The organism is Acetobacter sacchari (assembly GCF_017377715.1).
In the GTDB taxonomy this organism is placed as follows: Bacteria; Pseudomonadota; Alphaproteobacteria; order Acetobacterales; family Acetobacteraceae; genus Acetobacter; species Acetobacter sacchari.
This window is the reverse complement of sequence record NZ_JAFVMF010000031.1, coordinates 19,454-34,031: the sequence shown is the minus strand read 5'-3', so window position 1 is coordinate 34,031 and position 14,578 is coordinate 19,454. Positions and strand designations below refer to the sequence as shown.

The 14,578-nt window shown below is 58.3% G+C and carries 16 protein-coding genes; 6 read left to right on the top strand and 10 right to left on the bottom strand.

Translation table 11 applies throughout. The features are described 5' to 3' along the window. Positions 1-25 precede the first annotated feature (25 nt). Together J2D73_RS18815 and J2D73_RS18810 are read right to left on the bottom strand one after the other, a co-directional pair. Entirely contained in the window at positions 26-1,567 is a 1,542-nt protein-coding gene (locus J2D73_RS18815) for a nicotinate phosphoribosyltransferase (RefSeq protein ID WP_279380957.1), read from the bottom strand. Positions 1,568-1,605: 38 nt separating this feature from the next. Further along, positions 1,606-2,418: a ribose-phosphate pyrophosphokinase-like domain-containing protein gene (locus tag J2D73_RS18810; RefSeq protein ID WP_207883846.1), complete on the bottom strand. Its 813-nt coding sequence runs from the start codon at positions 2,416-2,418 to the stop codon at positions 1,606-1,608. Positions 2,419-2,851: 433 nt separating this feature from the next. On the opposite strand from J2D73_RS18810, the gene J2D73_RS18805 reads away from it, so the two are divergent. From J2D73_RS18805 to J2D73_RS21315, 3 genes are all read left to right on the top strand, one after another. Then, positions 2,852-3,430, top strand: a complete 579-nt coding sequence (locus J2D73_RS18805; protein WP_207883845.1) for a DUF2239 family protein — start codon at positions 2,852-2,854, stop codon at positions 3,428-3,430. 22 nt (positions 3,431-3,452) lie between these two features. After that, positions 3,453-3,911, top strand: a complete 459-nt coding sequence (locus tag J2D73_RS18800) for an ester cyclase (RefSeq protein ID WP_207883844.1) — start codon at positions 3,453-3,455, stop codon at positions 3,909-3,911. Positions 3,912-4,139: 228 nt separating this feature from the next. Then, entirely contained in the window at positions 4,140-4,655 is a 516-nt protein-coding gene (locus tag J2D73_RS21315) for a cupin domain-containing protein (RefSeq protein WP_369334009.1), read from the top strand. A gap of 12 nt (positions 4,656-4,667) precedes the next feature. Here the strand turns inward: J2D73_RS21315 and pdxR are convergent, their stop codons facing one another. Continuing rightward, positions 4,668-6,137: a MocR-like pyridoxine biosynthesis transcription factor PdxR gene (gene pdxR, locus J2D73_RS18790; RefSeq protein WP_207883842.1), complete on the bottom strand. Its 1,470-nt coding sequence runs from the start codon at positions 6,135-6,137 to the stop codon at positions 4,668-4,670. Between the two features lie 145 nt (positions 6,138-6,282). On the opposite strand from pdxR, the gene J2D73_RS18785 reads away from it, so the two are divergent. Further along, entirely contained in the window at positions 6,283-6,957 is a 675-nt protein-coding gene (locus J2D73_RS18785; protein ID WP_207883841.1) for a pyridoxamine 5'-phosphate oxidase family protein, read from the top strand. Positions 6,958-6,973: 16 nt separating this feature from the next. On the opposite strand, the gene J2D73_RS18780 is transcribed toward J2D73_RS18785, so the two are convergent. Together J2D73_RS18780 and J2D73_RS18775 are read right to left on the bottom strand one after the other, a co-directional pair. Next, the gene (locus J2D73_RS18780; protein ID WP_207883840.1) at positions 6,974-7,780 is read right to left on the bottom strand and encodes an aminotransferase class IV; all 807 of its coding nucleotides are present in this window, start codon (positions 7,778-7,780) and stop codon (positions 6,974-6,976) included. Further along, positions 7,777-9,090 (bottom strand): anthranilate synthase component I family protein, encoded by a 1,314-nt coding sequence (locus tag J2D73_RS18775; RefSeq protein WP_207883838.1) that lies wholly within the window; start codon positions 9,088-9,090, stop codon positions 7,777-7,779. Before J2D73_RS18775 ends, J2D73_RS18780 begins: the two co-directional genes overlap by 4 nt. A gap of 407 nt (positions 9,091-9,497) precedes the next feature. On the opposite strand from J2D73_RS18775, the gene J2D73_RS18770 reads away from it, so the two are divergent. Next, on the top strand, positions 9,498-10,958 hold the full coding sequence (locus J2D73_RS18770; RefSeq protein WP_207883836.1) for a catalase: 1,461 nt from the start codon (positions 9,498-9,500) through the stop codon (positions 10,956-10,958). Positions 10,959-11,066: 108 nt separating this feature from the next. Here the strand turns inward: J2D73_RS18770 and J2D73_RS18765 are convergent, their stop codons facing one another. The 5 genes from J2D73_RS18765 to J2D73_RS18745 form a co-directional block, all read right to left on the bottom strand. Beyond that, positions 11,067-11,213 carry a hypothetical protein gene (locus J2D73_RS18765; protein ID WP_207883834.1) on the bottom strand — a complete coding sequence of 49 codons (147 nt, stop codon included), beginning with the start codon at positions 11,211-11,213 and terminating at the stop codon, positions 11,067-11,069. Between the two features lie 103 nt (positions 11,214-11,316). Continuing rightward, positions 11,317-12,099, bottom strand: coding sequence for a hypothetical protein (locus J2D73_RS18760; protein ID WP_207883832.1), 783 nt, complete (start codon positions 12,097-12,099; stop codon positions 11,317-11,319). Between the two features lie 187 nt (positions 12,100-12,286). Then, positions 12,287-12,637: a RidA family protein gene (locus J2D73_RS18755; protein ID WP_207883830.1), complete on the bottom strand. Its 351-nt coding sequence runs from the start codon at positions 12,635-12,637 to the stop codon at positions 12,287-12,289. Between the two features lie 131 nt (positions 12,638-12,768). Beyond that, entirely contained in the window at positions 12,769-13,167 is a 399-nt protein-coding gene (locus J2D73_RS18750) for a cytochrome c3 family protein (protein WP_207883828.1), read from the bottom strand. Further along, positions 13,161-13,889: a hypothetical protein gene (locus J2D73_RS18745; protein WP_207883826.1), complete on the bottom strand. Its 729-nt coding sequence runs from the start codon at positions 13,887-13,889 to the stop codon at positions 13,161-13,163. The genes J2D73_RS18750 and J2D73_RS18745 overlap by 7 nt, the downstream gene beginning before the upstream one ends. Before the next feature lie 158 nt (positions 13,890-14,047). On the opposite strand from J2D73_RS18745, the gene J2D73_RS18740 reads away from it, so the two are divergent. Continuing rightward, positions 14,048-14,377, top strand: a complete 330-nt coding sequence (locus tag J2D73_RS18740) for a hypothetical protein (protein WP_207883824.1) — start codon at positions 14,048-14,050, stop codon at positions 14,375-14,377. Positions 14,378-14,578: the final 201 nt, after the last annotated feature.

Here is a 14,578-nt window from a genome sequence, read left to right as displayed (position 1 = left end):
AAAGTACAACCCTCACACAATACTCTCAGCGATTTACTGACGATACGCCGTAGTAAGACGCCAATTCTGCCGCAATGTTGGCGCGAACAGCGCTCCACGTCTGGCGGCGCAAAAACGCGTTGTCCTCGAATATCGTCTGCAAAGCGCCGCCTTCCTCATCTTCCCGCGTCACGCCTTCACGCAGGACATATTCGCCATTAACTTCGTCGACCCGCAGCAGACCGGTAGCGGATTTTTTTGTGCCGTCATCCGTCGCAGGATTTTTGAATAAGTTTATAGGCGATCCGTCGACCACGGCGTAAGTGCCTTTGGAGGTTATGGAGAGGCTGTCGCGCGTCACATACTGATAAGTGAAGGATCCAACGCCGAAGACCACGTTTGTGGATGCAAAGCCCTTGGCCTCCAGACCGGCCACGATGGCAGAGGCGCGCGCGAGTGTGATGGAGTCTCCATAAATAACACCGATGGCCGGGTGGAGCAGAATGTAGCCGGTTTCCAGCCGCTCCCCGCCGAAGACCTCATAGAGGCACTCCACCGCGCCCTTGCGTTCAGGAGAGCCCATAGGCGCTTCCGGATCGCCGCAGATAATCTTGACGGGATCGCCGCTGTCCGGCCGGAACACTACTTTGGCCTGCCCAGAGCTGTCGGGACGCCGCGCGAGGATTTCGGTCTTGAGCCTGGTGACGAATTCCGTCACGACCCGGAAGAAATCCCACGTATCAGAGACGATGCTCACAATGCCGGTGGGAAATTTTTTGACAATCAGATCCCGGAACGTGTCGATCTCTGTTTCCCGACCACCCAGGCACATTACCAGATGTTCGGTCGCGGGCACTGAGCATCCATACTGATAATTGTCGTCATGCTCTGGATAGTGTTTCTCCACGACATCGATCGCCGGGATAGTGTCCGTACCTAGAAAGCATGCAAGATGCGCGATGCCTGTGTTGGCCGCGTCGTGAACGCCGGACATGCCCCTCATGGAGAAATCATGCGCCTGATACGATACGGCCGCCGTCGAGCCTGCAGTGCGCATCGCCGCTGAGTCCAGCAGGCGTCTGTACTCGAAGGCCGTCGTTGCGTTCACGATTGTCTTCCACAGTTCGTCAGAGAAGATTGTTTCCAGATAGTTGGTCAGAAAGGCGAACCGCGCATCGGTGTTTACGACCGTCATGAAGGGAACCTTCATCCCAACGCGCCGACCTTCGGGGAGCGCCTTGATGCGCAAAGGCAGATACCCGAGATCATGTAGATCGGCGAAGTCAACGATCAATCCGTCAACATCGCAATTATCTGGAAGAGACCTTTCAAGACGGCGGCTTAGAAGTTTCAGCGCGACGTTCTTTTCTATGGAGAAAAACGTCCGGCGCCACATTTCTACGATGTCGTCGACGGCGCGTTGTACGCCCAACACCACTGCTTTTCCGTCGTAATCTGGCAGCCCCTGGAATAGCCGCGCAGTGCGAGCCGTGAAGTTTGTGTAGATCAGGGACGTGCTTTCCGGGATCATCTGTGCATGGCTTGTTTTATAAAAATCCGTCGCAGTTGGCGCAAAAATATCTAGCATAGGACTACCCTTTCGGCTGTGTCGGATGACCCGTGTTTTCACCATGTGTTTTGGAGGTGACGCACCTGCTTCGGTAACGGCGCGTCTGTCATCAGGTTGGCGACAAGGATTTCGTCATAGATATTCAAAAGGTCATTAAAACCGTGAGAGAAAATTCCATGTGTGACATAAAGGCGCAGAGAGCCTGCGACTCTTTCTCTCAGCATCTCGCCAATTCCGACAAAGGTCCGTCCGCCATCGCAAATGTCGTCGACCACGATAGCGCACCCTGACGTATCAAGTTTTTCGAAGTCGGTGGGTAGATGAAAACCGAAGAGCGCCCCGTTGTCAGGATTGCGGTTCTTTTCCGCAACGATAACCGGATGGGTGTCGCCAGCCGCCTCCCTGGCTCGCAAGACTGCGCCTTTGTCTGGAGCGACCACAACTTCACCGGGACGAAGTTCGCCGCCGACAAACTGTGCTGCCGGAACGCTTTTGAAGTTAGTAATGAGTGTCTGCGCCATCGGAGAATGGACGTCCCATGCCTCCACATAGTTAAAGCTGGCGCTATTGAGCAGGCGCGCCATGACTGCCAACGACATCGCTTCGCCCGGGAAGCAGACGCGATCCTGACGCGCAAACGGGATATACGGGCAGAACAGGTGAATCGTCGGTCGTTCTTCCAGGCGGTGGATTGCGTCGGCCACCAGCAGCAGGTCGATAAGGTCGTCCGATTTATGGATAGCCGCCTTGATTACCCAGTTCTTCGATACGCCTTTCTGATAGCCTGACAGTCGGACATGACGCTCGCCACCTGCGAATGTCATCGTGTCGATCTCGACCGGTGTGGACCACTGAAACACCCGGATCATGGCGGCTTCTCCTCGTTGCTGACATCAGCGTTAAAATACATTTTGCATTTTACAAATGAACTATGTGTAATCTTTGATGCGATCATCGAGGTTTGGGAGCTGTTAATTCATTGAAGTAAGGGGGAGTTCCGTGATTCGCAGGCTTACCGATGGAGGTGCGGCTGTGAATCACGTGTTCTTGCTGTCTGCGCGCCGGATGGAGCGAATTGAGCCATTGTTCCCAGAGTGTCACGCGTCGATGACTGACGTGTTCGGGGCAGGATCTTTTATGTGAGTTTCTAGAGAAAACATGATGTTTTGATAAAATGAAATGAAAAATTCATGCGGACGGTGATGTCGGTATAGGCATCGAGATATAAATTTTACCCGGGTGTTATTGACGTTAATTTTTATCCGGGTAAATATCCGTCGAAACGCAACCGTGGAGACGAGCATGGGCGAGAGACCCGAAATCGGCGATTTCGTTGTTTTTGCCGGAACGCAACGTATTGGGGCGGGTCCGCTGGCAGCGGTGCTCGCGGCGCTAAAGCAGGCGGAGGAACAGGGAAGCGGGGCCACCGTCTTCGACGCCACGACGGGAGCGGTCATTGATCTGGATTTACGCGGCCCCCTTGACGACGTGGCAGCGCGCTACCAGCCAAAACCCTCGACGGAAGTAAAACGAGGACGTCCCAAGCTTGGCGTTACGGCCAGAGAAGTCACTTTACTGCCCAGGCATTGGGAATGGCTCGGCGCTCAGTCTGGAGGAGCGTCTGTCGCCTTGCGAAAACTCGTCGAAGCGGCCCGCAAAGCGGATAGCGTGGATGGTCCGACACGCGCGCAGGTTGAGGCCGTTTATCGTTTCATGGTCGTGATCGCGGGAGATATGGTTCAGTTCGAAGAAGCCTCTCGCTCCCTGTTCGCTCATGACTGGACGCGATGGGAGGAATTGATCCGTCCTTGGCCAACCGATGTGCAGGACCAGTTGCGACGCTATTTGGCGGCGAACAGCGATCGGACGCACGATGAATAACAGGGAGCGCCGCCAGAATAGAGTGAGCGCCTTTATTAACGATGTCTGGAATTGTGGGCTGGGCGAAATGGTCGGTGGATACATCGCCAAAAGCTACACGGTGCATCACGATCCGGGCGATCCGTGGGACGGACAGGTTCTCAATGTGGCCGATTTTATCGCTCGCTTGAAGATTTGTCGGGCGCCATTTCCTGATCAGCGCTTCGATATTCAGACCATGTGCGTAAACGACGACGCGGTGACTATATGCTGGCTGTGGGAGGCGACGCATGCCGGAGACCTCCCAGGCTTTCCGGCCACCGGACAGCGAATTCGAATGTCCGGAGCCACGCATTATCTGTTCGACTTCGAAGATAAGATAAGCGGCCATTGGCAGGTAACAGACCGGCTGGGCGTATTTCAGCAATTGCAGAAGAATGGTTCGATCACGAGCCCGCTCTCTGGCTCCAGCCGTGATGGCTCGACGACTGGTTCGCACTGATCGTGCGTCCAATTTAGGCGCTGAAAGTAAAACACTGCAACGGGTACCAAGGAGTCAGCACCTGAATGCGGGCGTCAGCCGTGCGCAACTCCATATTTGCCTGTCTCAGTGTAAGTCCGCCGATGCGTCTTGGGAGCTGAAATAAATTTACAGACAATGTTCTCTGTAATTATATCTTATAATTCTATAATATTCTAAAAAACACTTTGACATGAAACGGAGAATAGAATGGAGGAGGACACGAGGATGGCCAAAGCGAGCATAGACGTTTTCAAGCGCATTTCTTTTGTGGCGATCTGCTGTGCTTTCGTCGTCCCTACCTCATTTGCCGCCGCGTCGGCTGAGCAAATGTCGGAAACGACTACTGTCGCTCCTGTATCCGAAAGCGTGACAAATTTGATACACGCCAAGGACGGCGTGACTCTTCGCGAATTCGTAGGGCGAAACGCACCAATACGGTCGAAAAGACAGAGTGTGGCGTTATTCGTTCTGCCGCCAGGCGCTGCGACGCCCGTGAGTTATAATACTGAAGGAGAGGAACTCATCCTCGTGCGCAGAGGCCAGGGGAATGTGCGTGTTGGCGACAGAACATGGCCGGTGAACGCGGGTGATATTGCGTCATTTCCTGCTGGTCAGCTGCATCGAGTGGCGGCGGATCCGGACAAGACGTTGGAGTTTTACGCAATCAGCAGCCCCGCCTTCGGGCCAGCCACATACCGCGAGGTTTCCCCTGTGTCTAAATGATGGCGGTAGGGATCAACCGATCGCGCCGCGCCTGATCACATGTGACAGTTTCTCCAGATCGGGACGTGTGGCCCGGGCGACGCCGATCAATATTCCGCGCGACGGCGCGCCTCCAGAGGAAGTCAGGCACATTGGTGAAAGGGCGCGAGCGCCGAATCCTGCCGCCTGCAATCTGTTCTGGAGCACGAAGTCGTCGATCGTGGGGTCGCGAAAGCGGAGCAAAAGTTGCAGTCCGCCCGTTCCCGGCCCCAACTCGATAGAGTTGCCTAACCTTCGCGATAATTCCTCGACTGCAAGATTCATCCGTTCGGCGTAAAGTCTGGTCATGCGGCGTATATGTCCGCGCAGATGTCCGTCGCGAATGAAATCTGCTAACGCGGCCTGCACGTGCGCCGGAACAGACAACCCTCGCTCTCGCATCATGGAGCGTACCGGGTCGACATATCGACGTGGAAGTATGGCGTACGCGACACGCATTCCGGGCGCAAGCACCTTCGCCATCGTGCCGCAATACGCGACCGTTTCATGTCGGTCCATACCCTGCAATGCGGCTATCGGTCGGCCATCGTATTGAAATTCGCTGTCGTAATCGTCCTCTATGATGACTGCGTCCGACCGCCGCGCCCGATCCAGCAGCGCCAGACGCCGGGTCAGACTCATCGTCACTCCCGTAGGATACTGGTGCGATGGCGTTACGTAGATCAGCCGTGGTCGCGGCAACCCGGCGGTTTCGCACGCGACGCCCTGAGCGTCGCAGGCCACAGGGACGAGATCAGCGCCGCGCGCCACGAGAATGTCTCGCGCGGCGACGTAACCGGGATTCTCGAACCATGTAACGCGACCGTCCGGTTCGGCGGGACGAAGGGCCGCTTCGGCCAGTAATGAAATCGCAATGCGTGTCGACGGTACGATCACGACCTGTGACAGGTCGGCCAAAACGCCGCGATACTGTCGAGCGTGATCGAGCACAGCCCGCCGTAAAATAGCCAGCCCTTCGGGCTCATCGTAACTGAGGTCGTGAACGATCAACGATCTGGCCCTCGCGCCGAGGCATCGCGCCCACGGAGCATGAGGAAATTCGGTCACGTCGGGTTCACCCGTGCGGAGTTTATCCAGCCGCGCGACGATCCCGCCTTTCGGCGGCGCATCGTTCAGCGACGAGTCATCCCGCCGAGGCGGGGTGGCGTCACCCGCGAGAGCCCGGCCGAAAAATGTTAAATCTGGAAGCGTCGCGACCACGCTGGCGGCGCCGGAACGTGAAACCACGTAACCTTCGCCATGCAACCGATCGTAAGCTTGCACGACGGTCGAACGTGACACCTCGCAGGCGTCGGCCATGCGGCGTGTCGAAGGCAGGCGCGCCCCTGCCGGCAGGCGCTGGTCGAGGATGGCGTCGCGCATGGCGCGGTAAATCTGGCCTTCCAGATCGCCCTGCGCGCGGTCTGGCTGAATCCATCCTTGGGGGAGGTCCAATGTCGCCATCTCCGATCCACTGCAGCAAACTGGTCTGCTCATTAAGTAAAAACTGGACCGTGAGGCCATACCAGAATCACGCCATTACACAACTGCGGCCGCAAGCCGCCTCGCCCACTCGTCTTGTTTTCCCCCGCTCCATCCGAGATGCCCCATGCCCGACACGCCGTCCGATACCTTTCCGGTCACTCAGCGCTCCCGCATCCGCAGGGCGCATCAGCGCGGCAGCTACGTCCGGGATGACGTCTACGCCGTGATCGACGCGAGCCCTCTGTGCCATGTTGGTTATGCCATCGACGGCGAACCCTATGTGACGCCAACGATACACTGGCGTGAAGGCGACGTTCTTTACTGGCATGGTTCAGCCGCCAGCCGATTTTTGGAAAGCGTCGTCGGCGCCCGTGCCTGCGTGACATGCAGCATGATGGACGGCTACGTCATGGCCCGTTCGGCGTTTAGTCATTCGGTGAATTACCGTTCGGCTATGGCCTTTGGCGTCGCGGAACTGGTCGACGATCCAGACCATGCGGCAGATGCCTTGCGGCGATTTGTGGAGGGCCTGTTTCCTGGCCGGTGGAACAGTCTCCGCCCCATGACCAGACAGGAACTCAAGGCGACCTCGGTGCTCAAAATGACGATTGAGGAAGCCGCGGTTAAGGTCCGTGACGCTCCGCCCGGTGATCCGCAGGAGGCCGATGTGCCAGTATGGGCGGGCGTGATCCCGATGGAGACCCGGATGGGCGCACCAGTTCCTGCCCCGGAATTGCCGAAAGAAACGCCATTTCCCGAAGAGTTGGCGCGGTTGATCGCGTCGGGCCGTCTACGCTGAACGAGGCCCTGCGTTGTCAGCTAAAAAGAAACCGGCGCAGGGTCTCTTCAATGCTGGCGTCTTGCCGCAACTGGCATGCGCCGATGTTGCCAATGGCGCGAAGCGAGAGCGCCGAGACCAGCCATCCCGCCTCAATGTCTTTCAGACGCGAGAGCGGGAGCGACGCCTCTGTGCACAATCCGGCCTCAAGCAGTCTAGCGCGGGACGTGCCGGGCAGCGCCCCGTCGTCGAGAGGCGGCGTCGTCAGTGCTCCGTGGCTCAAGAAAACCACGTTGGCGGCGCTTCCCTCAGCGACTGCGCCGTTCACACCCGGCAGCAGCGCGTCGTCGTATCCTGCGGCTGACGCTTCGAGGCGAGCCATGACGCCCGGCAGGTAATTCAACGATTTGACCTGACTTAACGGAGATGTCCCGTCGCGGGTGAAGCGGCTTACATGCAAGCGCGCCGGGGTTGAGAGTGGAGCGGGCGCGGCGGGAGAGCACGTCAGCAACGTCGTGAGCGACGGCTTGGCGGACGGCTCCAGCCCGCGTGGCCCCGGCCCGCGCGTCACGGTAAGGCGCATCGACCCGTCGCGCAGTTTGGAAGCGCCGATCAGATCTTTCACGCCGTCGCGAAGAGCCGCAAAATCTGGTGGAAACATCATGAGGGTGGCGCAACCTCTGGCTAGCCGCGCCAGATGGCGTTCGAGATGTGGCGTGACGCCTCCCGCCACACGAATGGTCTCGAAAAGTCCGTCGCCCAGTAGAAAGCCTCTATCCGCCGGATCTATCCGCGCTTCAGGCGCGGCAAGGACGCGACCATTCAGCCACAAAAGGCCGCTCATTCCTCAAACACCGAGAGAACGGGCGCTGCTTTCAACAGCATTTCTTCGTACTCCCGCTCGGGGTCCGATAGCCACGTAATGCCTCCACCCGCGCCGATCCGCACCGTGTCCCCTGCCCGCTCGACGCTCCGGATCACTACGGAACTGTCCATCGCGCCGTCGACGCCGATGCGAAACACGCTGCCGCAATATGCGCCGCGCGCGGAGACCTCAACCTCGTCAATTATCTCCATAGCGCGCCTCTTCGGCGCGCCGGTGACCGATCCGGGGGGCAGCGTCGCTCGGAGCAGGTCAATGGCGTCGACCCCGGGGCGCAGTTCTCCCTGTATGGCGGAAACAAGATGATGCAGATGGGGAAAACGCTCCACGACGCAAAGTTGTGGAACTGTGACCGAGCCGATCGCACATACGCGGCCGATGTCGTTGCGCATCAGGTCGGTGATCATGAGGTTTTCCGCATTTTCCTTCTCGTCCTGCGCGAGCATTGCGGCGTAGGTTGCGGTTTCTTCATCGTTCGTGCCCGGGGGCGCAGTTCCTTTTATCGGCCGTGTCTCAACCTTGCCTCCCGGCGAAAGGGAGAGAAAGCGTTCCACCGACGCGCTGAGCAGGGAAAAGCCGGGCGAGCGGAGATACGCTCCAAACGGAGCCGGGGACCCTTCGCGCAGCGCACCATATGCAGTGATTTCGTCAAAAGCTTCAGGCGCATCGGCTTTCCAGCGCATGGTCACGTTGGCCTGGAAGATATCGCCCTCGCCAATTAGGCGAATGACCTCGCGCACGGCGTCCAGCCACTGCGCTCGCTTCATATCAGGTGCGAAGCGTAGCGGCGTCTTGAACTGCGGCACTACATGCGCGTGCGGGCGGCGGCTGGGAGGACTTCCCGACTGGAAGCACCGTCGGTCAAGACGGTCGAAAGCGATCACGGAATCATAGGAAGCGGCGATTAACGTCGGCGCAGGACTATCATGACGGCACGGCGTGCGCTCCGCAAACATGCCCGCCTCGTAAGACGCCAGACCGACAACCCCCCCGCTGAAAGGCGGCGCTCCGGCTGAAGCGTCAGAAGCGGGGGGACCCGCTCGCATGTCGCGAAGATGGTCCCATGGGTCGCCTGACACGGCCTGTCCGTTGCGCATCGCCTGCCGCCCGCGGACAACCAATGTTTCTACTGGGTTGTAGCATAAGTAGGACCAGCGGGAGCGCTCCCCCGGTTCTCCGCCACTGTCCAGCAAGGCAAGCCACTCTCCGCCGTCGAGCGTCTGCAGCGCGCTCCAGGGATCCGTCCATGCTACTTCCTGCACGCCTCTCATGGCGCTCGTTTACATGGAGGACGATGGAGACGGAAGGCGTCGAGAATGGCCGCCTTTGGCTGGACGCCGACGACGGTGGAACTCCCTTCCCTCACTGCGCGCTCCGGATACAATGAAGTAACAGAATGATGAGCGTTGAAGGGGCTCGACATCGTCTCCGCGAAGCGCATGTATTGCGCATGGGGACCGCCAAACGACGCTTTCTGCGTGTGCGGCGAACAAGACCAAGATGCCTGCAAACTCGTCTCACTCTTCGTATCAAAGCGCCCGGACTGCGCCGAGATGCGGCGCCTGTCGCCTTCTCGTTCGAGCGAGAGGCACTCAATAACGAGCCAGAGTTTGACTGGGCACGTTCCCATCTGGGTATTTTTTACTACGCGTAGACATACGTCTCAGGAGCTTGAACGATGAGCGCTTCCGATCTGGGCATCCACACCACGGACTCCGGCATTCCGGTTTCCGACGACCAGTTTTCGCTGAGCGTCGGCGCGGATGGACCGCTCTTGCTGCACGACCACTACCTCATCGAACAGATGGCCGCCTTTAACCGGGAGATGATCCCCGACCGGCAGCCTCACGCTAAAGGCGGCGGCGCGTTTGGCTATTTTGAAGTCACGAAGGATCTCAGCCGCTATACGAGCGCCAAGTTTCTTCAACCCGGAGCGCGCACCGACGTCGTGGCGCGTTTTTCGACCGTTGCGGGCGAGGCCGGAAGTCCGGACACTTGGCGCGATCCGCGCGGGTTCGCTCTCAAATTTTATACTGAAGACGGCAATTTCGACATGGTCGGAAACAACACGCCGGTGTTCTTCGTGCGTGACCCGATGAAGTTCCAGCATTTCATTCATTCGCAGAAGCGGCGCGCCGACAGTGGCCTGCGTGACAACGACATGCAGTGGGATTTCTGGACCCTGAATCCCGAAACGGCGCACCAGGTGGCGTGGCTGATGGGAGATCGAGGCATCCCGGCGAGCTGGCGCCATATGGACGGGTTTTCCAGCCACACATATATGTGGGTCAATGCGGCAGGTGAGCGTTTCTGGGTCAAGTACCACTTCAAGACGGATCAGGGAATCAAGTTCCTGACGCAAGAAGAAGCGGGGAAACTCGCTGGACAGGACGCTGATTATCACCGCCGGGACCTGCATGTGGCGATCAAGCGCGGCGAGCATCCAAGCTGGACGCTCAAGATGCAGATCATGCCTTATGACGAGGCAAAGGATTATCGCATCAACCCGTTCGATCTCACCAAGGTCTGGCCACAAGGCGAGTATCCGCTGCAGGAGGTTGGACGGCTGGTGCTCGATCGTAATCCGACGGATTTCCACTCCCAGATCGAACAGGTTGCGTTCGAACCGAACAATTTCGTCCCCGGCACCGGGCTTTCGCCAGACAAGATGCTGTTGGGCCGTTCTTTCGCATACGCCGACGCCCATCGTGCGCGATTAGGCGTCAATTACAAGCAGATCCCGGTAAACGCCCCCAAATGCCCGGTTCACGCCTATACCAAGGGTGGGGCGATGCGGATGACGAACGCGAGCGATCCTGTCTATGTCCCGAACTCGAAAGGCGGTCCGGTCGCAGACCCGAAGCGCTACCCGGAGAACGCGGTGTGGTCCACCGACGGCTCCTTTATGCGTTCGGCTTATACGCTACGGCCTGACGACGATGATTTCAGTCAGGCCCGGACACTCGTCACCCGAGTGATGGATGACGCTGCGCGCGATCGTCTGGTTAACAATGTAGTCGGCCATGTGTTGGGCGGGGTCGAGGAACCGGTGCTCACGCGGGTGTTTGAATACTGGTCGAACATCGATCCGACCTTGGGACAACGTATTCGTGAGGGCGTGCAGGCAGGGAAAACCTGAAAGGGCCCGTGCTCCCGGGTTCGTCGCCTTCGCGGCGAGCCCACCGGGCCGACGAGGAAAGGTTCGCATGCAGAAGCAGAACCAGCCAGGACTTGAGTGCTTGTGCAGTTAATCCCATTGAGCCAAACGTTCTACGCCTTCGTCAGCAGGATCGGTTGTCAGGCGGTATAGGTCGAACATATCGGCGCCGGAATTGAGTGTGGCGTTGTCCGCACAGGCATTGCGGAAACGCGGGCGGTTCAAATCAGCGATCATCCCCGCCCGCGATGATACGAATGTATCAGGAAATTTTGCGACTGATTGTTAGAGATGAAGCCGGTATCGGGTATTTCTCCGCGGCCGCTGGGAAAGTCTGAGCCTATAACCTTGGTGTCGTTATTAAAACGTCGTTCCGACGGAGGCAGCGGGGCCATAGCAGCGCGACGGACAGAGGCATAAGAACGACTGTCGAGATAATGGAAAATGCCTGTGCGGTGTAGCCGTAATGTCCTGATATGGCGACGCCGCCAAAGAATATAAAAAACCACGCGCACGTTACAGCAACCATTAAAGTGACGCGGGTCGCCACAAAGGAGGCGATCACCGGAATCTCCGCAGGGCACGCCCGCATAAAGAAATGACCCATGAGCGCTACTGACGGGACTAGCAGAAACGGCAATAACGTCATGACGCTGACATGCAGACCGCGCGCCGCTATCGCGATGTCGGCATGTGTCGTTATCGCCCGAATAGGTACGTAGCTCCAGACGTTTCCAACGCACATCAGCATGAGCCAGAAAATAAACGTTCTCGTCGCCCGGTTGTCTGCTCTCAAGCGGCCAACAGTCGCACACAGACAAACGTAGGTGAAAGCGTTACCGACATAAGGTCCGGCGAGTGCAATCGCCGCCGCCGCCCACCCGTGACCGTTGCTAAAAATCGGATCGTATTTTACGTTATCATCGACGCTCGACAGGAGAACGACGTTCGCAGGGGTGATTGTCCCGTAATCGAGAGCAAGAGGATTCTGCATGTAACCCAGCGCCCAGGCGCTGAACGTGTGAGAAAATTCATGCGCCATATAAGCGACCGCATGAGCAACGACGACGAACCCCGTTGTCATCATGGTGAATGCAAGGATACTTCCGTCAGTTCGTTTCAATCTGCCGCCCAACTTATTGTGACTGTCGATGAGGACTGCGGAAGGACAGCATCGAAATTTCCCTCTCGTATGCTTCGTCTTGCGCCGTCCCTGTGTCAGGGGCGACGTCGCATCGGAGCCAGGGGAAGCGCATTCGGCCGACTACCCTTCCCAGACGCCTCCAACAGGTTGAAACGCATAGCCGACGTTACGGAATAAACGCGACGCCCGTGATTTCGACTTTCCAGTCCGGATTGGCGAGTTTCGCCTCGACCGTAGCGCGGGCAGGCTTGTTGCCTCGGTCCAGCCAAGCGTCCCATGCTCGATTCATCGCCGCAATATCGTTGATGTCGGTGAGGAAAATTTGCACGGATAAAATATTGCTCTTGCTGGTTCCTGCTTCGGCCAGCAGCGCGTCGATCTGCTTCAGGATGTCGGCGGTTTGTCCCTCGACGTCGAGGGTGGCGTCATCAGCGACCTGTCCGGCCAGATAGACGATATTGCCGCAGACGGAAGCTCCGCTGAGACGTTCTTCAGGGGCGAGGCGTTTAATCGTCATGGATGAAAACCTGTGTTTTGTGGTCGCGCTCTATGTAGCACACATAACGTCGCGCGTGAGCGGCGCGACAAAGGGCGATATCTGCCGCTCTGGCAGCAACATTCTTTGAGCCGCATGAATGCGCTCTCGGTTTAAAAATGCGTCATGCCTCCAGCGACATGACAGACATGGCACGCACGCGGCGGACCCGATTTGCGATGCTCTTCCGCGAATTTGAGATGGCAGCTTTCGCACTGGCTATGAAACTGCTCCTCAATGATGCCTGAGAGCGATGGCGTGTTCTTGTGACACGCTATGCATCCCTGAAACGGCCAGGAAGCGAGTCTGGCTTCGGTGTAATTGTGATGGCATGCGACGCAATTGAACGCGACATGGGCTTTGTGCGGAAAATCGAGAGGCATAAGCGGGCGCGTCGCCGCTATGTGCGGAGCGCCCGATAACGCCCACCATAACAAAGCGCCCCCGCAAAGTGCGCCGATGACAATTATCGTAACCGCGCGCCACGAAGCGAGCAGGCGGGCGATCACCATGTCCGCCAATGCAGAAGTGCGGCGCCCAGAAGCGGCAAAGCGGCGCCAAGAGAGAGTATTGCCATTGCGACCGGAGCGGCGAACCGTGCCGTATTGCGCGCGCGCTTTCCTGGAGTTCGGTGAGGGCGTGCGGCCCAGCGGGCCGCCCAGGGCAGCGTTAACGCGACGCCCACAGGCACAGCCAACACCACTGACGACCAGAAACCATCGAGGCGTAGCCCAGCCAGCCACGCGTGAGCGGCAGCGGCGCATAGCAACAACGTCGCGAGAACCGAATGACAGCGCCGAAACAGCCTGGCCGTTCCGAACGCTGTGCGTCGAACAGGCGGCAGGCTGGCGAACGTCGCGACCGCGAGTAGCATCAGGGTAACGGCTCCCGTTTGCATAACGCCTGTGACCGGGGGCAGCATGTCTTCTAGGAGTAGTGGTTCGGCCCAGAGGCTGAAACCGATATGGCAGGCGACAAAGGCGAGCAGTATGTACGCGCCGTATTCATGCAAGCGGATGAAGAATTTACCTTCATAGAACGGCGTCGAGAGTGGACGCCCGGTCAACGCGAACATCTGTAACAGTACAAATAACGCTGAAAAACCGCACAGCATCGCCATATCCCATAGCAGGCCAAGCGTTGGGACAGGGCTGACGAGAAGGATAGCGCCAGAGAAAACAATGAATGCGTAAGCAATGCCGCGCGAAAGCCATGCCCAACCACCCATAACCATTAACGCCAAACTCCATATCAATGCGACAGGCGGGCGCGAGACTCTTGCGCATAACGACGATACCGGAACGATACGATTTGCGGGATGGAATTCCGATCTTACGATGAAGCCGACCGTGTTACATTCGACTATATCGCTTTTCGTGAAGGAGACTGCCGATGAGCGCGCTAGACGAATTCAGGGAAACGCTCTCCGCCGCAAACCCTCCGGAAGGCGAAGATCTTGCGCTACAGGCGATCTGGTGGGCTGGGCGGGGAAACTGGACGCGGGCGCATGAGTGCGCGCAGACCAACGAAGGTGACCCGGATTGCGACTGGGCGCACGCATGGCTGCATCGCAAGGAGGGCGACCTTGGCAACGCGCGTTACTGGTATCGACGTGCTGGCCGTCCGACGCCGACCGGCAGTCTTGAGCAGGAGTGGGAGGAAATCGCGACCGCTCTGCTGGCTCGTCCGCTGACCGCAGCTCAGCGCCGGAAGCGTACGTAGAGATATCGAATAACTGCGCCGACACAAGCTTGCTGTTGACACTCTGCGGTTTGAGGTGCTGTCTACGGCCCGGTTTCGACCCCTTTTGCGGGGCGCTGACCGAACTCAACCGTCGATCCCGCATGTCTTCGGATATCTCCGAAGACCGGGGTAAGTCGTTTCGCCTCACCGCGACGCGCAGGAATTGTCGGCCCTAAACCG

Excerpts from the sequence above, each read along its gene's own strand:
- J2D73_RS18815 (WP_279380957.1), bottom strand. The coding sequence starts at position 1,567 with ATGCTAGATATTTTTGCGCCAACTGCGACGGATTTTTATAAAACAAGC.
- J2D73_RS18810 (WP_207883846.1), bottom strand. The coding sequence starts at position 2,418 with ATGATCCGGGTGTTTCAGTGGTCCACACCGGTCGAGATCGACACGATG.
- J2D73_RS18805 (WP_207883845.1), top strand. The coding sequence starts at position 2,852 with ATGGGCGAGAGACCCGAAATCGGCGATTTCGTTGTTTTTGCCGGAACG.
- J2D73_RS21315 (WP_369334009.1), top strand. The coding sequence starts at position 4,140 with ATGGAGGAGGACACGAGGATGGCCAAAGCGAGCATAGACGTTTTCAAG.
- pdxR (WP_207883842.1), bottom strand. The coding sequence starts at position 6,137 with ATGGCGACATTGGACCTCCCCCAAGGATGGATTCAGCCAGACCGCGCG.
- J2D73_RS18785 (WP_207883841.1), top strand. The coding sequence starts at position 6,283 with ATGCCCGACACGCCGTCCGATACCTTTCCGGTCACTCAGCGCTCCCGC.
- J2D73_RS18780 (WP_207883840.1), bottom strand. The coding sequence starts at position 7,780 with ATGAGCGGCCTTTTGTGGCTGAATGGTCGCGTCCTTGCCGCGCCTGAA.
- J2D73_RS18775 (WP_207883838.1), bottom strand. The coding sequence starts at position 9,090 with ATGAGAGGCGTGCAGGAAGTAGCATGGACGGATCCCTGGAGCGCGCTG.
- J2D73_RS18770 (WP_207883836.1), top strand. The coding sequence starts at position 9,498 with ATGAGCGCTTCCGATCTGGGCATCCACACCACGGACTCCGGCATTCCG.
- J2D73_RS18765 (WP_207883834.1), bottom strand. The coding sequence starts at position 11,213 with ATGATCGCTGATTTGAACCGCCCGCGTTTCCGCAATGCCTGTGCGGAC.
- J2D73_RS18755 (WP_207883830.1), bottom strand. The coding sequence starts at position 12,637 with ATGACGATTAAACGCCTCGCCCCTGAAGAACGTCTCAGCGGAGCTTCC.
- J2D73_RS18750 (WP_207883828.1), bottom strand. The coding sequence starts at position 13,167 with ATGGTGATCGCCCGCCTGCTCGCTTCGTGGCGCGCGGTTACGATAATT.
- J2D73_RS18745 (WP_207883826.1), bottom strand. The coding sequence starts at position 13,889 with ATGGTTATGGGTGGTTGGGCATGGCTTTCGCGCGGCATTGCTTACGCA.
- J2D73_RS18740 (WP_207883824.1), top strand. The coding sequence starts at position 14,048 with ATGAGCGCGCTAGACGAATTCAGGGAAACGCTCTCCGCCGCAAACCCT.